This window comes from Lentzea xerophila (assembly GCF_051094245.1).
Classification (GTDB): domain Bacteria; phylum Actinomycetota; class Actinomycetes; order Mycobacteriales; family Pseudonocardiaceae; genus Lentzea; species Lentzea xerophila.
This window is the reverse complement of the sequence record NZ_CP194934.1, coordinates 7,597,213-7,612,852: the sequence shown is the minus strand read 5'-3', so window position 1 is coordinate 7,612,852 and position 15,640 is coordinate 7,597,213. Positions and strand designations below refer to the sequence as shown.

Sequence of the window (15,640 nt, the reverse complement as noted above, 5' to 3'; positions counted from 1 at the left end):
GGGAACCCCGGCGCGAGGCCGGCGTCAGCTGCGCGCCGCGTAGGCGGTGACCTCCATCGGCGTCTCGAAGTCGCGGAAGTCGGGCTTGACCCACTCGCGCCTGACCTCGGGCAGCTTCTGCTCGGTAGCGGGGACGGCAACGTTCATGGCGCAACTCCTCGGTGTCCGGCCTGCGCGCCCGAAGTGGGCGTGCAAGCGCTTTCCGTGGGGGCGCGGCGGCGACCCACACGGTAGGTCCTTCGGGCTGTCAAGGTCCAGACCGTACAGAAAGTTACCCAAAGTCATCGGATGAGCGACCCGTTCGGCGGATGCCTTGGCTATCGATTCGACGTCGTCGATTCAACACATCGGATGACCTTTGCCTGTTTATTCGAACTGTGATTGGGTAAACACCCTCCGCTGCCGCAGACCACTCACGAGCGGACCCGAAGGAGAGCACATGCGTGCTCGTCGTATCGCAGCCGCGGCAACCTGCGCCGCCACGGTCGCAACCCTCTGCGTCATGCCCGCGTCGGCTCAGGACGACCCCTCGGCACTGGCCGAACGAACCCTCGCCACGAAGCTCGACATCCCGTGGGACATCGAGTTCCTGCCCGACGGCAGCGGGATCTTCACCGAGCGGGACACCCGCAAGATCAAGAAGCTCCAGGGTACGACCGTGACCGAGCTCGACACCGTGGAGCAGGCCCAGACGACCGGCGGTGAGGGCGGACTGCTCGGCCTCGCCGTGTCGAAGACCTTCGCGACCGACAACTCGGTCTTCGTCTACTACTCGACGGCGAGCGACAACCGCGTCGCCAAGCTACAGCTCGGCGGCACGCCGCAGCCGATCGTGACCGGAATCCCCAAGAACCGCTACCACAACGGCGGCGGCCTCGAATGGGGTCCGGACGGCTTCCTGTGGGCCACCACGGGCGACGGCCAGAACACCGGCACCGCCCAGAACTGGAGCTCGCTGGGCGGCAAGGTCCTCCGCTTCGACACCGAGGGCAGGCCCGCCGCGGGCAACCCCCGCGCCGGCAGCGTCGTCTACTCGATCGGCCACCGCAACGTCCAGGGCATCACCTGGGTCGGCAACACCGCGTACGCCACGGAGTTCGGCAACAACAGGACCGACGAGATCAACCGGATCGAGGCGGGCAAGAACTACGGCTGGCCGACGTGTGAAGGCAACTGCAGCACCCCCGGCATGACCAACCCGGTCGTCACGTGGTCCACCAGCCAGGCCGGTCCGACCGGAATCGCCTTGTACAAGAACGCTCTCTATGTCGGCGCGGTCACCGGCCGGCGCGTCTGGAAGATCCCGGTGAACGGCACCTCGCTCGGCACCCCGCAGGCGATGTTCACGAGCTACGGCCGCGTGCGCGCGGTGGCTCCGGCGCCGGACGGCACGTTGTGGCTGGGCACGTCCAACCAGGACGCGAACGGCCGGCCGACCGCGAACGACGACCGGATCATCTCGACCGACGGCTGACACCACCCGATCGAGTGCTCCCCAGACGGCACGCGGGGACCCCGCGTACCTCGTGACGGTACGCGGGGTCCCCGCGTGCCGTCAGGAAACACGGATGGGGGACGGTTGGTGGGTCATCAGTTGCGGGCCGCGGGCATCCGGCGGAGCTGGTCCAGCACCGCCGGGTCCTGCAGCTGCATCCACTGGATCACCTCGGTGTAGGTGGCGCACACCGTTTCCGGCTCGTCGCACACGTCGCCGAGGAACTGCTCCAGCGCGTTGTAGAACGCCGAACCGTTCCACTCGTTGAAGTGGTTGCCGACGACGATCGGCGCGCGGTTGCCGTAGAACGCGGCCTGGTGCACCGACTTGTACGTGTCGAAGACGATCCCGCTGAACTCGGGCGCGCGGTGTGGTTCCTCCTTCGCGCCGTTGAGCGCGTACCAGAGGTTGTAGTCCATCATGACGACCTGCTTGCCCAGCGCGGGAACCCGCACCTCGGGCATCGGGAACTCGTACACGCCGTTCTCGACGGTGGGCCACTGCACGCCGAGGGCGACCTTGCTGGTGTCGTAGACCAGTCCGTGCGCGGCCATCGCGGGAAAAGCCTGGTCCCACCTGCCTTCCAGACAGGGCGTCCGTCCACCCCGGACGGCGTCGGTGGGCAGGTTCAGCCCGGCGGCGCGCGACCTGTCCAGGATCTGCTTGAACTGGTCGAGCTCCGCGTTCCACGCCGCGTTGTCCCACTTGCCGACCGACGGCTGCGTGCCACCGTCGCAGAAGTGACCGTTGTAGTGCGTGCCGATCTCGTGGCCGTCGGCGATCACCTGGTTCAGGTAGCCGATGCGGGCCGCGACCTCCTCCCGGGAGTTGCCGAACGAGATGTCGGACGTGCCGCGCTTGTGGCCCGCGGGCGGCTGGTACAGGTTCTTGTCCTGGTCCGACAGCATGTACACGCCCGACAGCAGGCCCGTGACGCGCGCGTTCTTGGCCTTCGCGATCGGCAGGATCTTGTCCCAGTGCTTCTTCGACACCGCGCCGTCGAAGGAGAAGAGCACGAACTGCGGCGGCTTCTCACCGGGCGCGAGCTTGTGCATCCACGGTTGCTTCCGCAGCTGTTCGGGGGTGGGCGCGGGCACTGTCGGCGTCGGTCCCGTGTCCTTGGGCGCGGGCAGGCGGGGTGCCATCGGCAAGGGACCGGCTTCCGCCTGACTGGCTTGGTCCTTGTCCGTCCCCAGGGTCATCACGACCACCAGAACAAGCGCCAGAGCCAGGCCCGTGGACAACCATCCCCACCGTTTCACACCTTAGGAGACGACTGGTCACCCGAACGGGTTGCTTCGTCACCCAACGGGTTCGGCGATCACCACTCGGTTGGCCTCGTACCCCTGCTGCCCGCCGATCCACGTGCCACCACAGGTGACCAGCACCAACCGGTGCGGGCCGCGCGGTCCGAAGAACTCGACGGCACGCGCAGGCAGCTCCTCCTTGCGGACCGTCTCGATCTGCTTGATGCGGAACCGGAACTCCTTGCCGGCGCTGTCGGCGATCACGACCTCGCGGCCGTTCTGCGCCTGCCACAGCTCCGCGAACGGGCCCTTCGCGCCCTTCCAGTCGACGTGCCCGGCCAGCACCGTCGCACCCTCGGCGGCCGCGAGCTCGGTGCCCCACCAGGTCGCCTCACCGATGCCGTCCGGCACCGGCAGCACGCCGTCCTTGACCTCCTTGCGCACCAACGTCGCCGAACCGCCCGAGGGCAGCCGCACGGAACCCGGACCGGCCTTGGGCGGCGCGGGCTGCTGCGCGGTGGGCTGCTGCGCCGGGGGCTTGGCGCCGGCCGTGTTCGCGCCGCCGACCAACCCGGTGAGGTCGGCGCCGCGGCCGGTGCTGAGGCTGTCCGCGACCGGTCCGGGACCGACCACGGGGATCTCGTCCGCGATCGCGCGGCCCGGCACGACCTCGGTCTCGGACGTGGTGACCAGAACGCCGGCAGCGGCCACACCCGCCACCAGCGCTCCGGTCAGGAACGCCTTGGGACTCACTGCCTGCGCCACACCAGGAAGCCTGCCAGCGCCGCACCGAGCAGCACCAGGCCGCCCACCGCGAGCATCAGGCCCGGACGGAGCTGCGTCTCGAACGACGCGGTCGCGACCGGCGTCCGGCCGTCGGCACCGGCCGGGATCGTGCTCGGCACGACCGGCTTGTTCGGCTTGTTGACCAGTTCGAGCGCGAGCGTCTGCCCGGCCGCGACCGTGCCGCACGCGGCCGGCGGTGCCTTCGGGTCGAAGAACTCCTCGTACCCCTTGGGCGCGGCGACCTCGACGAGGCAGATCTCCTGCGGGGTGCGCAGGTCCGGCACCTCGACCGTGCCGTCGGGACCGGTCTGCAGCACCAGCGGCTTGCCGTCCGTGCCGACCAGGTCGGTGTCGTCCTGCTTCTTCGCCGCCGTCGTCTGGTCCTTGGCCGTGACGCGCAGCACCACACCCGCGATCGGCTTCTTGGTCTCGGAGTCGATCTTCGTGATCTTCACGGCGCCGGGCGCGGTCCTGGCCTGGCCGTTGGCGGCGGCGTTCAGCTTCTTCTCGCCGCCGGTGGTGACCATGCGCTGCATGTTCTCGGTCTGGATCGGCTGGTGCACGACCGGCCGGTCCGCGGGGGAGTCGGCGACGGCCGCGATGGACGGCTTCGGGCCGGTGGGGACGATCGTGATCGCGGCCGGGCCGCCGTCGGCGCCCGTGGTGGCCTTGCCGCTCGTGCTGCCGTCGGCGAGCTTCGCGTCGGTCAGCGTGAAGTCGATCGGCGCGTTCGTGACGCCCTTGCCGTTGGCCTTGACCAGCGCGACGGTCCAGGTGGACTCGGCGCCGATGATCAGCGGCTCCTTCGGCGCGGTGGCGCTGAGCGTCCACGGGCCGCGGTTGGCCTCGGCGTCGGCCTTCATGGCCGCGACGGTGTCCATGACGGGCTTGGGCAGCCGTGCCGCGTAGAACGGCGCGTCGTAGGCGAGGTACTTCGGGTCGGTCGTGTCGAGGCGGACCGCTCCGTCCGGTGCGGAGGTCCAGCTGTGCAGCAGGTGCGCGAGGGCCGCGGCCTCCTCCGGCGACTTGGTCGTGGAGTAGCGCAGCAGCAGGTAGGAGATGTTCGCCGCGACGTCCGGGGCGAGCTCCTTGCCCGCCTTGGTCCGCAGCGCGTCGCCTTCCTTGTAACCGACGTTGCTGTCCGGCGCGGGCAGCGCGTACTGCACGCACCACACGTGCTTTTCCTGCCAGACGTATGACCCGTGCCACTCGCTACCGGGTGTGGCGTTGGGCTGGAGCCCTGACGCGTTGTGGCCGATGCCCTTGACGCCGACCGCTGTCGCCGTCGCGGGGACGGTCAGGAGCGCGAGCCCCGACACCATCGCCACGGCGGCCAGACGTTTCCAGCCCATTGTGAATCGTTGTCCCCTCTGACCTGTGTCTTCCCGCGTGCGAGCTTGTCGGTACCCCACACCGGGGACAAGCCGCCACGAGGGGGAAGTCTGTCGCTGATTTGGGTGTGAACGTGATCGGAATGTGACGGGGCTTACACGGTTTGGGCAGGACACGCCGCGACACGCCGTAGTCTCGTTACGCTCCGGAATTAGCGCAGTATTTGCGCACGTGTGATCGCCGTCAGGGGTAAAGTCGCCTTTACCGACGGGGAACCCGGCACCACGTGTGCTCGTTGTACCCATGACGGCGTAAAGCAACGCCCCAGGAGGACCAGGTGCGCTCGAGCAGCAACCCGGCTTTCCGTAACCTGCCGACAGGCGGCGGTTACGGAGGCTACGCAGGCTTCGGCCAGCCAGAGGCTGGCTACCAGCAGGCCCCGCCGCCGCTGACCAGCGAGCGGCCGATGACGATCGACGACGTCGTCACCAAGACCGGCATGACGCTGGCAGTGGTGGCGGCCACCGCGGTCGTCACCTACCTCATGCAGGCGTGGTTCCTGCTGTTCCCGGCCGCGATCATCGGTCTGGTGCTCGCGATGGTCATCATTTTCAAGCGCATGCCGAGCCCGCCGCTCGTCATCGCCTACGCCGCCGTCGAGGGCATCTTCCTCGGCGCGTTCAGCGGCATCATCGGCTCGATGATCGACCGCTGGACCGGCACCCCCGGTCAGGGCGTCGTAGTCATCGGCCAGGCCATCATCGGCACGCTCGGCGTGTTCTTCGGCATGTTGGTGGTCTACAAGACCGGCGCTATCCGCGTCACGCCGAAGTTCACCAAGTGGATCACCGGCGCGATCATCGGTGTCGCCGTCCTGATGCTCTTCAACCTGGTCATGAGCTTCTTCACCGACGGCGGCCTCGGCCTCCGCAGCGGTGGCACGCTCGCGATCATCTTCAGCCTCGTCTGCATCGGCCTCGCGGCGTTCAGCTTCCTGATCGACTTCGACGCCGCCGACCAGGCGATCCGTGCCGGTGTGCCGGCCAAGTTCGCGTGGCAGATCGCGTTCGGTCTCACGGTCACCCTGGTGTGGCTGTACACCGAGATCCTGCGCCTGCTGTCGTACTTCAACTCGGACTGACGTCCGGGGCTGTTCCGGAGGGCGCTTCGCTGCGGCGAGGCGCCCTCCGGCGTTTTGCCCGGCCGATCGCACGACACCTGGGGGAACGAGTGGACTCCGCGTACCGGCTCGTCATGGAGCCGCCGTCCGTCGACGACTACCTGCGGCTGCGCAAGGAATCCGGCCTGAGCGAACGAACCCGCGAACAGGCCGAGAACGGCATCCCCGGCGCATGGGCCAGCGCGCACGTCGTGCACGTGGAGTCGGGCGAGACCGCGGGCATGGGCCGGGTGATCGGGGACGGCGGCTGGTACTTCGTCGTCATCGACATGGCGGTACTGCCGCACCACCAGCGCAAGGGCATCGGGGACGCGATCATGACCGCGCTGCTGCGGAGGATCTACGAGGCCGAACCGGGGGCGCAGGTCAGCCTGCTCGCCGATCCGCCGGGCCGGCGTCTGTACGAACGGCACGGCTTCACCGAGAGCGCGCCGGCCTCGGTCGGGATGTGGCGACGCTGAGGGCTCAGGCCCGCCAGCGCACGTCCGGCAGCTCGGTGCCCACCTTGATCAGGCAGGTCGTGCAGAGGGCGCCCGCCTGGGCGCGCGACACCCGTTCGTCGGGCACGGAGTGCTCGCAGACCGCCTCGTAGAAGCTGCGCGGGTCGTTGGCCTGGTCGAGGGAGAAGGCGTGGCATTGCAGGTCGTACTCGCTTTGCCACCACACGTACGGCATGTCCGGCCCTCCTTGCTCATCGGCAGGGACGGACTCCCCCTCACCTGATGACGCCATTGAGCGACGTGTTGTCTCATCGGCAGAAAGGGCGCAGGCAAGTAGCTCCGTTCGGGTGAAGCAGAGCTACTTGCACGCAGCAATTTGCAGATCTTGAAGGCTCAGCTCAGCCGCTCGATGACCATCGCCATGCCCTGACCACCGCCGACGCACATCGTCTCGAGACCGAACTGCTTGTCGTGGAACTGCAGCGAGTTGATCAGGGTCGTGGTGATGCGCGCGCCGGTCATGCCGAACGGGTGACCGACGGCGATGGCGCCACCGTTCACGTTCAGCCGGTCCAGGTCGATGCCGAGGTCCTGGTAGGACGGGATCACCTGGGCGGCGAACGCCTCGTTGATCTCCACCAGGTCGATGTCGGAGACCGACAGGCCCGCGAGCGCCAGTGCGCGCTTCGAGGCCTCGACCGGGCCGAGGCCCATGATCTCCGGCGACAGGCCCGAGACACCGGTCGACACGATCCGGGCGAGCGGCGTGATGCCGAGCTCGCGCGCCTTGGTGTCGGACATGATCACCAGAGCCGCGGCGCCGTCGTTGAGCGGGCAGCAGTTGCCGGCGTTGATGCGGCCGTCGGGGCGGAAGACGGGCTTGAGCTGCGAGACCGCCTCGTAGGTGACGCCGGCGCGCGGGCCGTCGTCCGCCGACACCACGGAACCGTCGGGCAGCGTCACGGGCGTGATCTCGCGGGCCCAGAAGCCGTCCGCGATGGCCTTCTCGGCGAGGTTCTGCGAGCGGACGCCGAACTCGTCCATCTCCTGGCGCGAGACGCCCTTGAGCAGAGCCAGGTTCTCCGCGGTCTGGCCCATCGGGATGTAGACGTCCGGCACGACGTCGAGCGAACGCGGGTCCACCCACTCCGAGGCACCCGACTGGGCGACGGAGGCGGTGCGTGCCTCGGCCTCGCCGAACAGCGGGTTGTGGGTGTCCGGCCACGAGTCGGAGCTGCCCTTGGCGAACCGCGACACCGTCTCGACGCCGGCCGAGATGAACACGTCGCCCTCGCCCGCCTTGATGGCGTGCAGGGCCATGCGCGTGGTCTGCAGCGAAGAAGCGCAGTAACGGGTGACGGTGGTGCCGGGCAGGTTGTCGTAACCCAGCAACACGGAGACGACGCGCGCCATGTTGAAGCCCTGCTCGCCACCGGGCAGGCCGCAGCCGAGCATCAGGTCGTCGATCTGCGCGGGGTCGAGCTGCGGCACCTTGTCGAGCGCCGCCCGGATCATCCGCGCCACCAGGTCGTCGGGCCGCACGTCCTTCAGCGAACCCTTGCCGGCACGGCCGATGGGGGAGCGGGCAGCGGAGACGATCACGGCCTCAGGCATCACGAAACTCCTCGTTGAGAGTCAAGGTCGCGGTCGAGCCTAGTTAACGGCCGCTCACCCCGGCCAGCGCGAGTGACGAGAATTCCGAAACTCACGCGTGCCGCTTCTGTAGCCACGTCGGCCACCGCGACGGCACCACCGCCAGAGCCGCCGCCGAACGCAACGGGACCGCGGGGGCCACCCAGCCCGGCCACAACCCCGCCACCTGGCACAACGGCGCCAGCAGCACACCCGCCGCCGCCTCGTAGCCGGCGGCGCTGGGATGGAAGCGGTCGGAGCTGAACATGTCGGCGTGCCGCGCCATGAACTCCGGCGCGAGCAGGTTCGCGAGCGACACCGGCACACCGCCCGCCTGCCGCACCGCCGCGGTCTGGGCCGCGGCCAGGCGCAGGCTGTACCGATGCCCGACCATCCGCAACGGCTGCGGGATCGGCCGCACGATCCCGAGGTCGGGACACGTGCCGACGACGACGCCGCACCCGACGGCGCGCAGCTTGCGCACCTGTTCGGCCAGCAGCCGGGCCGACTCGCCGGTTCCCATCCGCGACGTCACGTCGTTCGCGCCGATGATGATCAACGCGACCTGCGGAGCGTCCCGCACGGCCGCGTCGACCTGCGGCACCAGGTCCCGCGTGGTCGACCCGCTGATGGCGTAGGTCGAGAGCCGCACCGGCCGTCCCGCCTCCTCCGCCAGCGCCTGGGCCAGCAGAACGCCCGGCATCTGCGAGGGATGTGTCACACCGACACCCACCGCCATCGAGTCGCCGAGCACCGCGAGCCGCACCGGATCGCCGCCGTCGTCGAGGTACACGCCGTCCGGCGCGGGCCAGAGGTGCTCCAGTACGCCGATGGCCGCCCTGGCACGTCTGCCCTGCTCGGTGAGCAGTCCGACCAGCGCGCCCGAGAGGCCTCCGAGGGTCGCGGCGGTCATCGCCACCGCCCGCACCGCTCCCAGTCCGATCATCCGCACCACCCCTTCCCCCGAATCGTCGGTACCGCTGTTCGAATCAACCTCCGCAGCCACTAGAGCTACGCTTCGTTCCGCTATCTCGGAGAGTGGGAGCAGGGGAGTAGATACCGGTGGAGTACGTCGAACACGTCGTCGATCTGGTCGGCAACACGCCGCTGGTCAAGCTCAACTCCCTGACCACGGGGATCAAGGCCACGGTGCTGGCCAAGGTCGAGTACCTGAACCCCGGCGGCAGCGTGAAGGACCGCATCGCGCTGCGGATGGTCGAGGCGGCCGAGAAGTCAGGTGAGCTGCGGCCCGGCGGCACGATCGTCGAGCCCACGTCCGGCAACACCGGCGTCGGCCTCGCCCTGGTCGCCCAGCGCAAGGGCTACAAGTGCGTCTTCGTCTGCCCGGACAAGGTCAGCGAGGACAAGCGCAACGTCCTCAAGGCCTACGGCGCCGAGGTCGTGGTGTGCCCGACCGCCGTCGCGCCCGAGCACCCGGACTCGTACTACAACGTCTCCGACCGGCTGGTCCGCGAGATCCCCGGCGCGTGGAAGCCGAACCAGTACGCGAACCCGGAGAACCCGGCGAGCCACTACCACCAGACCGGCCCCGAGATCTGGCGCCAGACCGAGGGCAAGATCACCCACTTCGTCGCGGGCGTCGGCACCGGCGGCACGATCTCCGGCACCGGCCGCTTCCTCAAAGAAGCCTCGAACGGCGCCGTGCAGGTCATCGGCGCCGACCCGGAAGGCTCCGTCTACTCGGGCGGCACCGGTCGCCCGTACCTGGTCGAGGGCGTCGGCGAGGACTTCTGGCCCGAGGCGTACGACAAGACCATCTGCGACCAGATCGTCGAGGTCTCGGACGCGGACTCGTTCGACGTCACCCGCCGCCTCGCCCGCGAGGAAGGCCTGCTCGTCGGCGGTTCCTGCGGCATGGCGGCCGCCGCCGCGCTGCGCGTCGCGAAGGACCTGCCCGAGGACGCGGTCGTGGTCGTGATCCTCCCCGACGGCGGCCGCGGCTACCTGTCCAAGGTCTTCAACGACCGCTGGATGGCGTCCTACGGCTTCCTCCCGCCGGACTCGACCGGCGCGACCGTCAGCGACGTGCTGCGCCGCAAGGGCGGCATGCTCCCCGACCTGGTGCACGCTCACCCGAACGAGACCGTGGGTGACGCCGTCGCGATCCTGCGCGAGTTCGGCGTCTCGCAGATGCCGGTCGTCAACGCCGAACCGCCGATCATGGCCGCCGAGGTCGCGGGCGCGGTCAACGAGCGCGACCTGCTCGACGCGCTGTTCACCGGCAAGGCGCAGCTCTCGGACCGCCTGGACAAGCACATGTCACCGCCGCTGCCCACGCTCGGCGCGGGTGAGCCGGTCGGCATCGCGATGAACGCGCTCTCGAACGCCGACGCCGCGCTCGTGCTGGAAGACGGAAAGCCTGCCGGTGTCGTAACTCGACAGGACATTCTGGGGTTCTTGGCTGGTCGCTGAGCGTAGAGGCGGGTGCGTCCGATAGCGTGACGCCCCAGATCACCAGTCTTACTCGTACACGGCCCAGCCAAGGGGGTTGGAAACCGGATGAACGCTCCGCAGCCGCCACACCAGTTCGGCGGTCAGCCGCAGGAGCCCAACGCGGACGCGACGCAGATCGTCCCGGGGGGTGGGCAGCCGGCGACGGCGAGCCACAACCCGGACGCGACGCAGGTCGTCTCGCCTGGTCAGGCTCCTGCCGCACCGCAGCAGAACGCGGACGCCACCCAGGTCGTCAGCCCCGGACAGGTGCCGCCGGCGGCAGCCCCCGGTTCGGGCGGCTTCCCGGCGCAGGGACCCGGCTCCGGCGGGTTCCCCGCCCAGCAGCCGCCCCCGTACGGCGCCCCGCAGCAGCCGCCGGCCTACGGCGCGCCGCAGCAGCAGCCCTACGGCGCTCCGCAGTCCAACCCGTACGGCCAGCCGGCCGCCGGTGCGTACGGTCAGCAGCAGCAACAGCCTTACGGCGCTCCGCAGTCGAGCCCGTACGGCCAGCCGCAGCAGCCGTACGGGCAGCCCGGGTACGGCGCCAGCCCCGCCGGCTACGGCATGGCCCCGCCGCCCCCGACCGGCTACGCCGAGTGGGGCTCGCGCTTCGTCGGCTACCTGATCGACATCGCGGCCCCGACCGTCGTCACGATGATCCTGTACTACGTGGTCGTCGGCATCGCGGTCGGCGCTGACGCGCCCGGCCTCGCGCTGCTCGCGATCCCGATCTGGCTCGCGAACATCGGCTTCATCATCTGGAACACGGTGATCAAGCAGGGCCAGACCGGCCAGTCGATCGGCAAGAAGGTCGCGAAGATCAAGCTGGTCGGCGAGCAGACCATGCAGCCGCTCGGCGGCGGTACGACGTTCGTGCGCCAGCTGTGCCACGTCGTCGACGCCCTGCCGTGCTACGCGGGCTTCTTCGCCCCGCTGTGGGAGCCGAAGAAGCAGACCTGGGCCGACAAGATCATGAAGTCCATCGTGATCAACGCCCCGGAGACCGCGGCGGCCTACGGCGGCACGGGTGGCTACCCGCAGCAGCCCGGCACCGGCGGTTACCCGCAGCAGCAGCCCGGTGGCTACGGCCAGCAGCCGCAGCAGGGCTACGGCGGCCAGCAGCAGGGTTGGTGAACCCCCAGCAGCCGTTCCAGCCCCCGGTCACTCCTCAGTGGCCGGGGGCTGGCCCGTATCCGGCGTCCGCACGTCCCGCCAGTGGCGGGACGGGCGTCGTGGGCGGCCTGCTGGCCGTCGTGGCCGGTCTGGCGTTGCTGACCGGTCTGATCTGGCGACTGGTCGACATGGGCCGGATCGCCTCGGTCGCCATCTCGATCTTCGAGTTCCAGCTCGCGATCGCGCTGCAGGGCCTCGCGATCGTGTTGCTGCTCGCGGGCGGCGCGTTGCTGTGCCTGCGGGTGGGCGCCGGCCGGTTCCTGATCCCGGCGGGCGCCGCGCTCCTGCTGGTCCAGCTCGTGGTGACGCTGGTCGAGGTCAGCGCCTTCATCCTGCCCATCGTGGTGTTCCACGCGGCCAGGGTGCAGGACGTCGCGATGCTCGCAATCCTGCTCGCGCTGGCCGGTTCACTGTTCGGACTCCTGCCGTCGACCGCCAGATGGGTGAGTACCCTTCGGACATGAGCACCCCATACGGCTTCGCCACCAGGGCGATCCACGCCGGTCAGGACCCGGACCCGACCACGGGTGCGGTGAACGTGCCCATCTACGCGACGTCGACGTACGCCCAGGACGGCGTCGGCGGCCTGCGGGAGGGCTTCGAGTACTCGCGGACCGGCAACCCGACCCGCCGGGCGCTGGAGACGTGCCTCGCGTCGCTCGAACGCGGCCGGTACGGCCGTGCGTTCTCCTCCGGCATGGGTGCGACCGACGCGGCTCTGCGCACGTTCCTCAAGCCCGGCGACCACATCGTCATCCCGAACGACGCCTACGGCGGCACGTTCCGCCTGATCGACAAGGTCTTCTCGAAGTGGGGCGTCACCCACTCCCCGGCCCCGGTCTCCGACGTCGACGCGATCCGGGCGGCGGTGCGCCCGGAGACGAAGCTGATCTGGATCGAGACGCCGACCAACCCGTTGCTGAACATCGGCGACATCGCCGCGATCGCCTCGGTCGCGCACGACGCCGGCGCGAAGCTCGTCGTGGACAACACCTTCGCCTCGCCGGCGCTGCAGACTCCGCTGGAGCTCGGCGCGGACGTCGTGCTGCACTCGACGACCAAGTACGTCGGCGGCCACTCCGACGTCGTGGGCGGCGCCCTGATCACCTCGGACGAGGAGATCGACGCGGCGTTCGGGTTCCTGCAGAACGGCGCGGGCGCGGTCCCCGGCCCGTTCGACGCGTACCTGACCCTGCGCGGCATCAAGACCCTCGAGCTGCGCATGGAGAAGCACTCCGACAACGCCGAGCTCGTCGCGGAGGCCCTGACCCGGCACCCGCGGGTGAAGAAGGTGATCTACCCCGGCCTGGAGTCGCACCCCGGCCACGTGGTCGCGGCCAAGCAGATGCGCCGGTTCGGCGGCATGGTGTCGTTCCTCGTCGACGGCGGCGAGGAGGCGGCGCTGGAGGTCTGCGCGCGGACCAAGCTGTTCACGCTGGCCGAGTCGCTCGGCGGCGTCGAGTCGTTGATCGAGCATCCTGGCCGGATGACGCACGCCTCTACGGCTGGGTCGATGCTGGAGGTTCCGGCGGACCTGGTGCGGGTCTCGGTGGGCATCGAGTCCGGTGACGACCTGGTGGCTGATCTGACGGCGGCCCTGGGCTGAGCTTCTGCGTTACGTGAAGGGCCCCCGCTCCGGGGGCCCTTTTACTGTGCGGGTCGGTTTGTGTGCGCTGGTCGCGTTCCAGCGGGGTGGTCGCCTGCCGAGCGGGCGGTCACCTTGCCTGCGCATCGCCCCCGTCCGGCTTGGGCCTCCCCGCATACGAAAAGGCTCTCCCGCGCGTCTGCGCGGAAGAGCCTTTTCGTCGTCCGTTACGGCTTCTTCGAGCCGCTGAACCTGTCCACGTTGTCGACTTCTGCCGTGGGCGCCGGTGGAAGGTCGGCGCCGTGCACGCAGCCGCCGACGAACTGGATCGACTCGCCGGTGCGGACGAAGCGGCCGGCCTCGTCGCAGCCCGCCTGAGCCACGGTCAAGAACGCCGCGCCGGTCAGTGCCGCAGCCGTGGTCACGGCTCCGACCAGCGGGACAACCGCGGCCACGCGTCGTACGAGTGCCATGCCACCTCCCCACGATGTGTATCCCCCGTAAAGCCACCTTACCGGGGGAACGCCATCAGAGGTTGCCGCGTCGCTCCTGCTCCCGTTCGATCGCCTCGAACAGGGCCTTGAAGTTGCCCTTGCCGAAGCCCAGCGAGCCGTGGCGCTCGATCAGTTCGTAGAAGACGGTCGGGCGGTCGCCGATCGGCTTGGTGAAGATCTGCAGCAGGTAGCCGTCCTCGTCCCGGTCGACCAGGATGCGGTGTTCCTTGAGCACCTCGATCGGCACGCGGACCTCGCCGATGCGGGCGCGCAGCTCCGGGTCGTCATAGTAGGAGTCCGGGGTCTCCAGGAACTCGACGCCCGCGTCGCGCATCGCGGTGACCGTGCGGATGATGTCGTTGGTGGCCAGCGCGATGTGCTGGACGCCTGCGCCCTCGTAGAACTCCAGGTACTCGTCGATCTGCGACTTCTTCTTCGCGATCGCCGGCTCGTTGAGCGGGAACTTGACCCGGTGGTTGCCGTTCGAGACGACCTTCGACATAAGCGCCGAGTAGTCCGTGGCGATGTCGTCGCCGATGAACTCCGCCATGTTCACGAAGCCCATGACGCGGTTGTACCACTCGACCCAGTAGTCCATCTTGCCGAGCTCGACGTTGCCGACGCAGTGGTCGACGGCCTGGAACAGGCGCTTCGGGGCACCTTCCGGGCGCTTGACCGTCGAGGACCTGGCGACGTAACCGGGCAGGTAGGGGCCGGTGTACTTGGAGCGGTCCACCAGCGTGTGGCGGGTCTCGCCGTAGGTCGCGATGGCCGCGAGACGCACCGTGCCGTGCTCGTCGGACACGTCGTGCGGCTCTTCCAGCACGGTCGCGCCCTGCTTGCGGGCGTGCTCGATGCACTGGTCGACGTCGCCGACCTCGAGCGCCAGGTCCACGACGCCGTCGCCGTGGCGGCGGTGGTGGTCGAGGAGCTCGGAGCCGGGGGTGACGCCGCCGTTGATCACGAAGCGGGCCGAGCCCGACTTCAGCACGAACGACTTGTGGCTGCGCTGGCCGGTCTCTGGGCCCGCGTAGGCCACGAGCTCCATGCCGAACGCCACCTGGTAGAGCCACGCCGTCTGCGTGGCGTTGCCCGCGACGAACACCACGGCGTCCATGGCGCGCACGGGAAAGGGGTCCTTGGTCGCGTCGTAGTCGACCAACCCCACGAGCTGCCGGAGCTGGTCGTAGCTCACGTCGTCAAGCTGCTGCGTCATGCCACTCAGCATGATTCGACCCAACAGGGTGAGCAACAGTCATCGATTTTGCTGGGCAGTTTGTATAGTGATCTGTGCCTTCGGATCAACAGAGTGAGCACTCTGACCAGCCCGTCGACGAACTGGACGCCCGGCTCCTGCTGCTCCTGACGGACGAGCCGCGCCTCGGCGTCCTCGAATGCTCCCGCCGGCTGGGGGTCGCGCGCGGAACCGTGCAGGCCAGGCTGGACAGGCTGGTCGAGCGCGGCGTCCTCACGGGGTTCCCGCCGGCACTCGACCTCGGCGCGATGGGCTACGGGCTGACGGCGTTCGCGGTCGTGGAGATCGCGCAGGGACGCCGGGCCGAGGTGTGTGAGGGGCTGGCCGCGATCCCCGAGGTGTGCGAGGTGCACGCGACGACGGGACAGGGCGACCTCTTCGTGAGGATGGTCGCGAGGTCGAACGCGGACCTGCAGCGCGTGGTCGACCACGTCGTGGACGTGCCGCACGTCCGCCGTCTGTCGACGTCCATAGCGCTCTCGACGCCGGTACCGCCGCGCGTGCGGCCCCTCCTCGAACGCGTGAAGAAAGCGAAGGGGCGGCCACCGAGGTGACCGCCCCTGTGCT

17 protein-coding genes are annotated in these 15,640 nt (G+C 69.3%); 8 read left to right on the top strand and 9 right to left on the bottom strand.

Translation table 11 applies throughout. The annotated features are described in order from the left end of the window. Positions 1-24: 24 nt before the first annotated feature. Positions 25-147: a pyrroloquinoline quinone precursor peptide PqqA gene (gene pqqA, locus ACRSBM_RS36370; protein WP_434450808.1), complete on the bottom strand. Its 123-nt coding sequence runs from the start codon at positions 145-147 to the stop codon at positions 25-27. Between the two features lie 292 nt (positions 148-439). Between pqqA and ACRSBM_RS36365 the strand changes: the two genes are divergently transcribed. After that, positions 440-1,474 carry a PQQ-dependent sugar dehydrogenase gene (locus ACRSBM_RS36365; protein WP_434450806.1) on the top strand — a complete coding sequence of 345 codons (1,035 nt, stop codon included), beginning with the start codon at positions 440-442 and terminating at the stop codon, positions 1,472-1,474. A 116-nt stretch (positions 1,475-1,590) separates the two neighbouring features. Here ACRSBM_RS36365 and ACRSBM_RS36360 read toward each other — a convergent pair whose 3' ends face one another. From ACRSBM_RS36360 to ACRSBM_RS36350, 3 genes are all read right to left on the bottom strand, one after another. Further along, positions 1,591-2,697 (bottom strand): polysaccharide deacetylase, encoded by a 1,107-nt coding sequence (locus ACRSBM_RS36360; protein ID WP_434450804.1) that lies wholly within the window; start codon positions 2,695-2,697, stop codon positions 1,591-1,593. 99 nt (positions 2,698-2,796) lie between these two features. Beyond that, complete coding sequence (locus ACRSBM_RS36355; RefSeq protein WP_434450802.1) at positions 2,797-3,507, bottom strand: class F sortase; 711 nt, start codon at positions 3,505-3,507, stop codon at positions 2,797-2,799. After that, positions 3,492-4,880, bottom strand: coding sequence for an MSCRAMM family protein (locus ACRSBM_RS36350; protein WP_434450800.1), 1,389 nt, complete (start codon positions 4,878-4,880; stop codon positions 3,492-3,494). The genes ACRSBM_RS36355 and ACRSBM_RS36350 overlap by 16 nt, the downstream gene beginning before the upstream one ends. Before the next feature lie 317 nt (positions 4,881-5,197). On the opposite strand from ACRSBM_RS36350, the gene ACRSBM_RS36345 reads away from it, so the two are divergent. Both ACRSBM_RS36345 and ACRSBM_RS36340 read left to right on the top strand, forming a co-directional pair. Beyond that, complete coding sequence (locus ACRSBM_RS36345; protein WP_434450798.1) at positions 5,198-6,001, top strand: Bax inhibitor-1/YccA family protein; 804 nt, start codon at positions 5,198-5,200, stop codon at positions 5,999-6,001. 89 nt (positions 6,002-6,090) lie between these two features. Continuing rightward, complete coding sequence (locus tag ACRSBM_RS36340) at positions 6,091-6,501, top strand: GNAT family N-acetyltransferase (RefSeq protein ID WP_434450796.1); 411 nt, start codon at positions 6,091-6,093, stop codon at positions 6,499-6,501. Between the two features lie 4 nt (positions 6,502-6,505). On the opposite strand, the gene ACRSBM_RS36335 is transcribed toward ACRSBM_RS36340, so the two are convergent. From ACRSBM_RS36335 to ACRSBM_RS36325, 3 genes are all read right to left on the bottom strand, one after another. After that, positions 6,506-6,715, bottom strand: coding sequence for a hypothetical protein (locus ACRSBM_RS36335; RefSeq protein ID WP_434450794.1), 210 nt, complete (start codon positions 6,713-6,715; stop codon positions 6,506-6,508). Positions 6,716-6,873: 158 nt separating this feature from the next. After that, complete coding sequence (locus tag ACRSBM_RS36330) at positions 6,874-8,094, bottom strand: acetyl-CoA C-acetyltransferase (protein ID WP_434450792.1); 1,221 nt, start codon at positions 8,092-8,094, stop codon at positions 6,874-6,876. Between the two features lie 91 nt (positions 8,095-8,185). After that, the gene (locus tag ACRSBM_RS36325; protein WP_434450791.1) at positions 8,186-9,058 is read right to left on the bottom strand and encodes an SGNH/GDSL hydrolase family protein; all 873 of its coding nucleotides are present in this window, start codon (positions 9,056-9,058) and stop codon (positions 8,186-8,188) included. A 116-nt stretch (positions 9,059-9,174) separates the two neighbouring features. Between ACRSBM_RS36325 and ACRSBM_RS36320 the strand changes: the two genes are divergently transcribed. From ACRSBM_RS36320 to ACRSBM_RS36305, 4 genes are all read left to right on the top strand, one after another. Further along, entirely contained in the window at positions 9,175-10,545 is a 1,371-nt protein-coding gene (locus ACRSBM_RS36320) for a cystathionine beta-synthase (RefSeq protein ID WP_434450789.1), read from the top strand. 87 nt (positions 10,546-10,632) lie between these two features. After that, a complete protein-coding gene (locus ACRSBM_RS36315) occupies positions 10,633-11,700 on the top strand; it encodes an RDD family protein (RefSeq protein WP_434450787.1) in 1,068 nt (355 codons plus the stop codon). Then, on the top strand, positions 11,697-12,203 hold the full coding sequence (locus ACRSBM_RS36310; protein WP_434450785.1) for a hypothetical protein: 507 nt from the start codon (positions 11,697-11,699) through the stop codon (positions 12,201-12,203). Before ACRSBM_RS36315 ends, ACRSBM_RS36310 begins: the two co-directional genes overlap by 4 nt. Beyond that, the gene (locus tag ACRSBM_RS36305; protein WP_434450784.1) at positions 12,200-13,345 is read left to right on the top strand and encodes a cystathionine gamma-synthase; all 1,146 of its coding nucleotides are present in this window, start codon (positions 12,200-12,202) and stop codon (positions 13,343-13,345) included. Before ACRSBM_RS36310 ends, ACRSBM_RS36305 begins: the two co-directional genes overlap by 4 nt. Before the next feature lie 206 nt (positions 13,346-13,551). Here the strand turns inward: ACRSBM_RS36305 and ACRSBM_RS36300 are convergent, their stop codons facing one another. Further along, the gene (locus tag ACRSBM_RS36300; RefSeq protein ID WP_434450782.1) at positions 13,552-13,797 is read right to left on the bottom strand and encodes a hypothetical protein; all 246 of its coding nucleotides are present in this window, start codon (positions 13,795-13,797) and stop codon (positions 13,552-13,554) included. Positions 13,798-13,852: 55 nt separating this feature from the next. Then, positions 13,853-15,034 (bottom strand): 4-hydroxyphenylpyruvate dioxygenase, encoded by a 1,182-nt coding sequence (gene hppD, locus ACRSBM_RS36295; protein ID WP_434450780.1) that lies wholly within the window; start codon positions 15,032-15,034, stop codon positions 13,853-13,855. 74 nt (positions 15,035-15,108) lie between these two features. Here hppD and ACRSBM_RS36290 point away from each other — a divergent pair, with 74 nt between their 5' ends. Further along, positions 15,109-15,627, top strand: coding sequence for an Lrp/AsnC family transcriptional regulator (locus ACRSBM_RS36290; protein ID WP_434450778.1), 519 nt, complete (start codon positions 15,109-15,111; stop codon positions 15,625-15,627). Positions 15,628-15,640: the final 13 nt, after the last annotated feature.

What these genes read in the sequence shown, in the direction of transcription:
- pqqA (WP_434450808.1), bottom strand. Translation starts at nt 147, where the DNA reads ATGAACGTTGCCGTCCCCGCTACCGAGCAGAAGCTGCCCGAGGTCAGG.
- ACRSBM_RS36365 (WP_434450806.1), top strand. Translation starts at nt 440, where the DNA reads ATGCGTGCTCGTCGTATCGCAGCCGCGGCAACCTGCGCCGCCACGGTC.
- ACRSBM_RS36360 (WP_434450804.1), bottom strand. Translation starts at nt 2,697, where the DNA reads ATGACCCTGGGGACGGACAAGGACCAAGCCAGTCAGGCGGAAGCCGGT.
- ACRSBM_RS36350 (WP_434450800.1), bottom strand. Translation starts at nt 4,880, where the DNA reads ATGGGCTGGAAACGTCTGGCCGCCGTGGCGATGGTGTCGGGGCTCGCG.
- ACRSBM_RS36335 (WP_434450794.1), bottom strand. Translation starts at nt 6,715, where the DNA reads ATGCCGTACGTGTGGTGGCAAAGCGAGTACGACCTGCAATGCCACGCC.
- ACRSBM_RS36330 (WP_434450792.1), bottom strand. Translation starts at nt 8,094, where the DNA reads ATGCCTGAGGCCGTGATCGTCTCCGCTGCCCGCTCCCCCATCGGCCGT.
- ACRSBM_RS36325 (WP_434450791.1), bottom strand. Translation starts at nt 9,058, where the DNA reads ATGATCGGACTGGGAGCGGTGCGGGCGGTGGCGATGACCGCCGCGACC.
- ACRSBM_RS36315 (WP_434450787.1), top strand. Translation starts at nt 10,633, where the DNA reads ATGAACGCTCCGCAGCCGCCACACCAGTTCGGCGGTCAGCCGCAGGAG.
- ACRSBM_RS36305 (WP_434450784.1), top strand. Translation starts at nt 12,200, where the DNA reads ATGAGCACCCCATACGGCTTCGCCACCAGGGCGATCCACGCCGGTCAG.
- ACRSBM_RS36300 (WP_434450782.1), bottom strand. Translation starts at nt 13,797, where the DNA reads ATGGCACTCGTACGACGCGTGGCCGCGGTTGTCCCGCTGGTCGGAGCC.
- hppD (WP_434450780.1), bottom strand. Translation starts at nt 15,034, where the DNA reads ATGACGCAGCAGCTTGACGACGTGAGCTACGACCAGCTCCGGCAGCTC.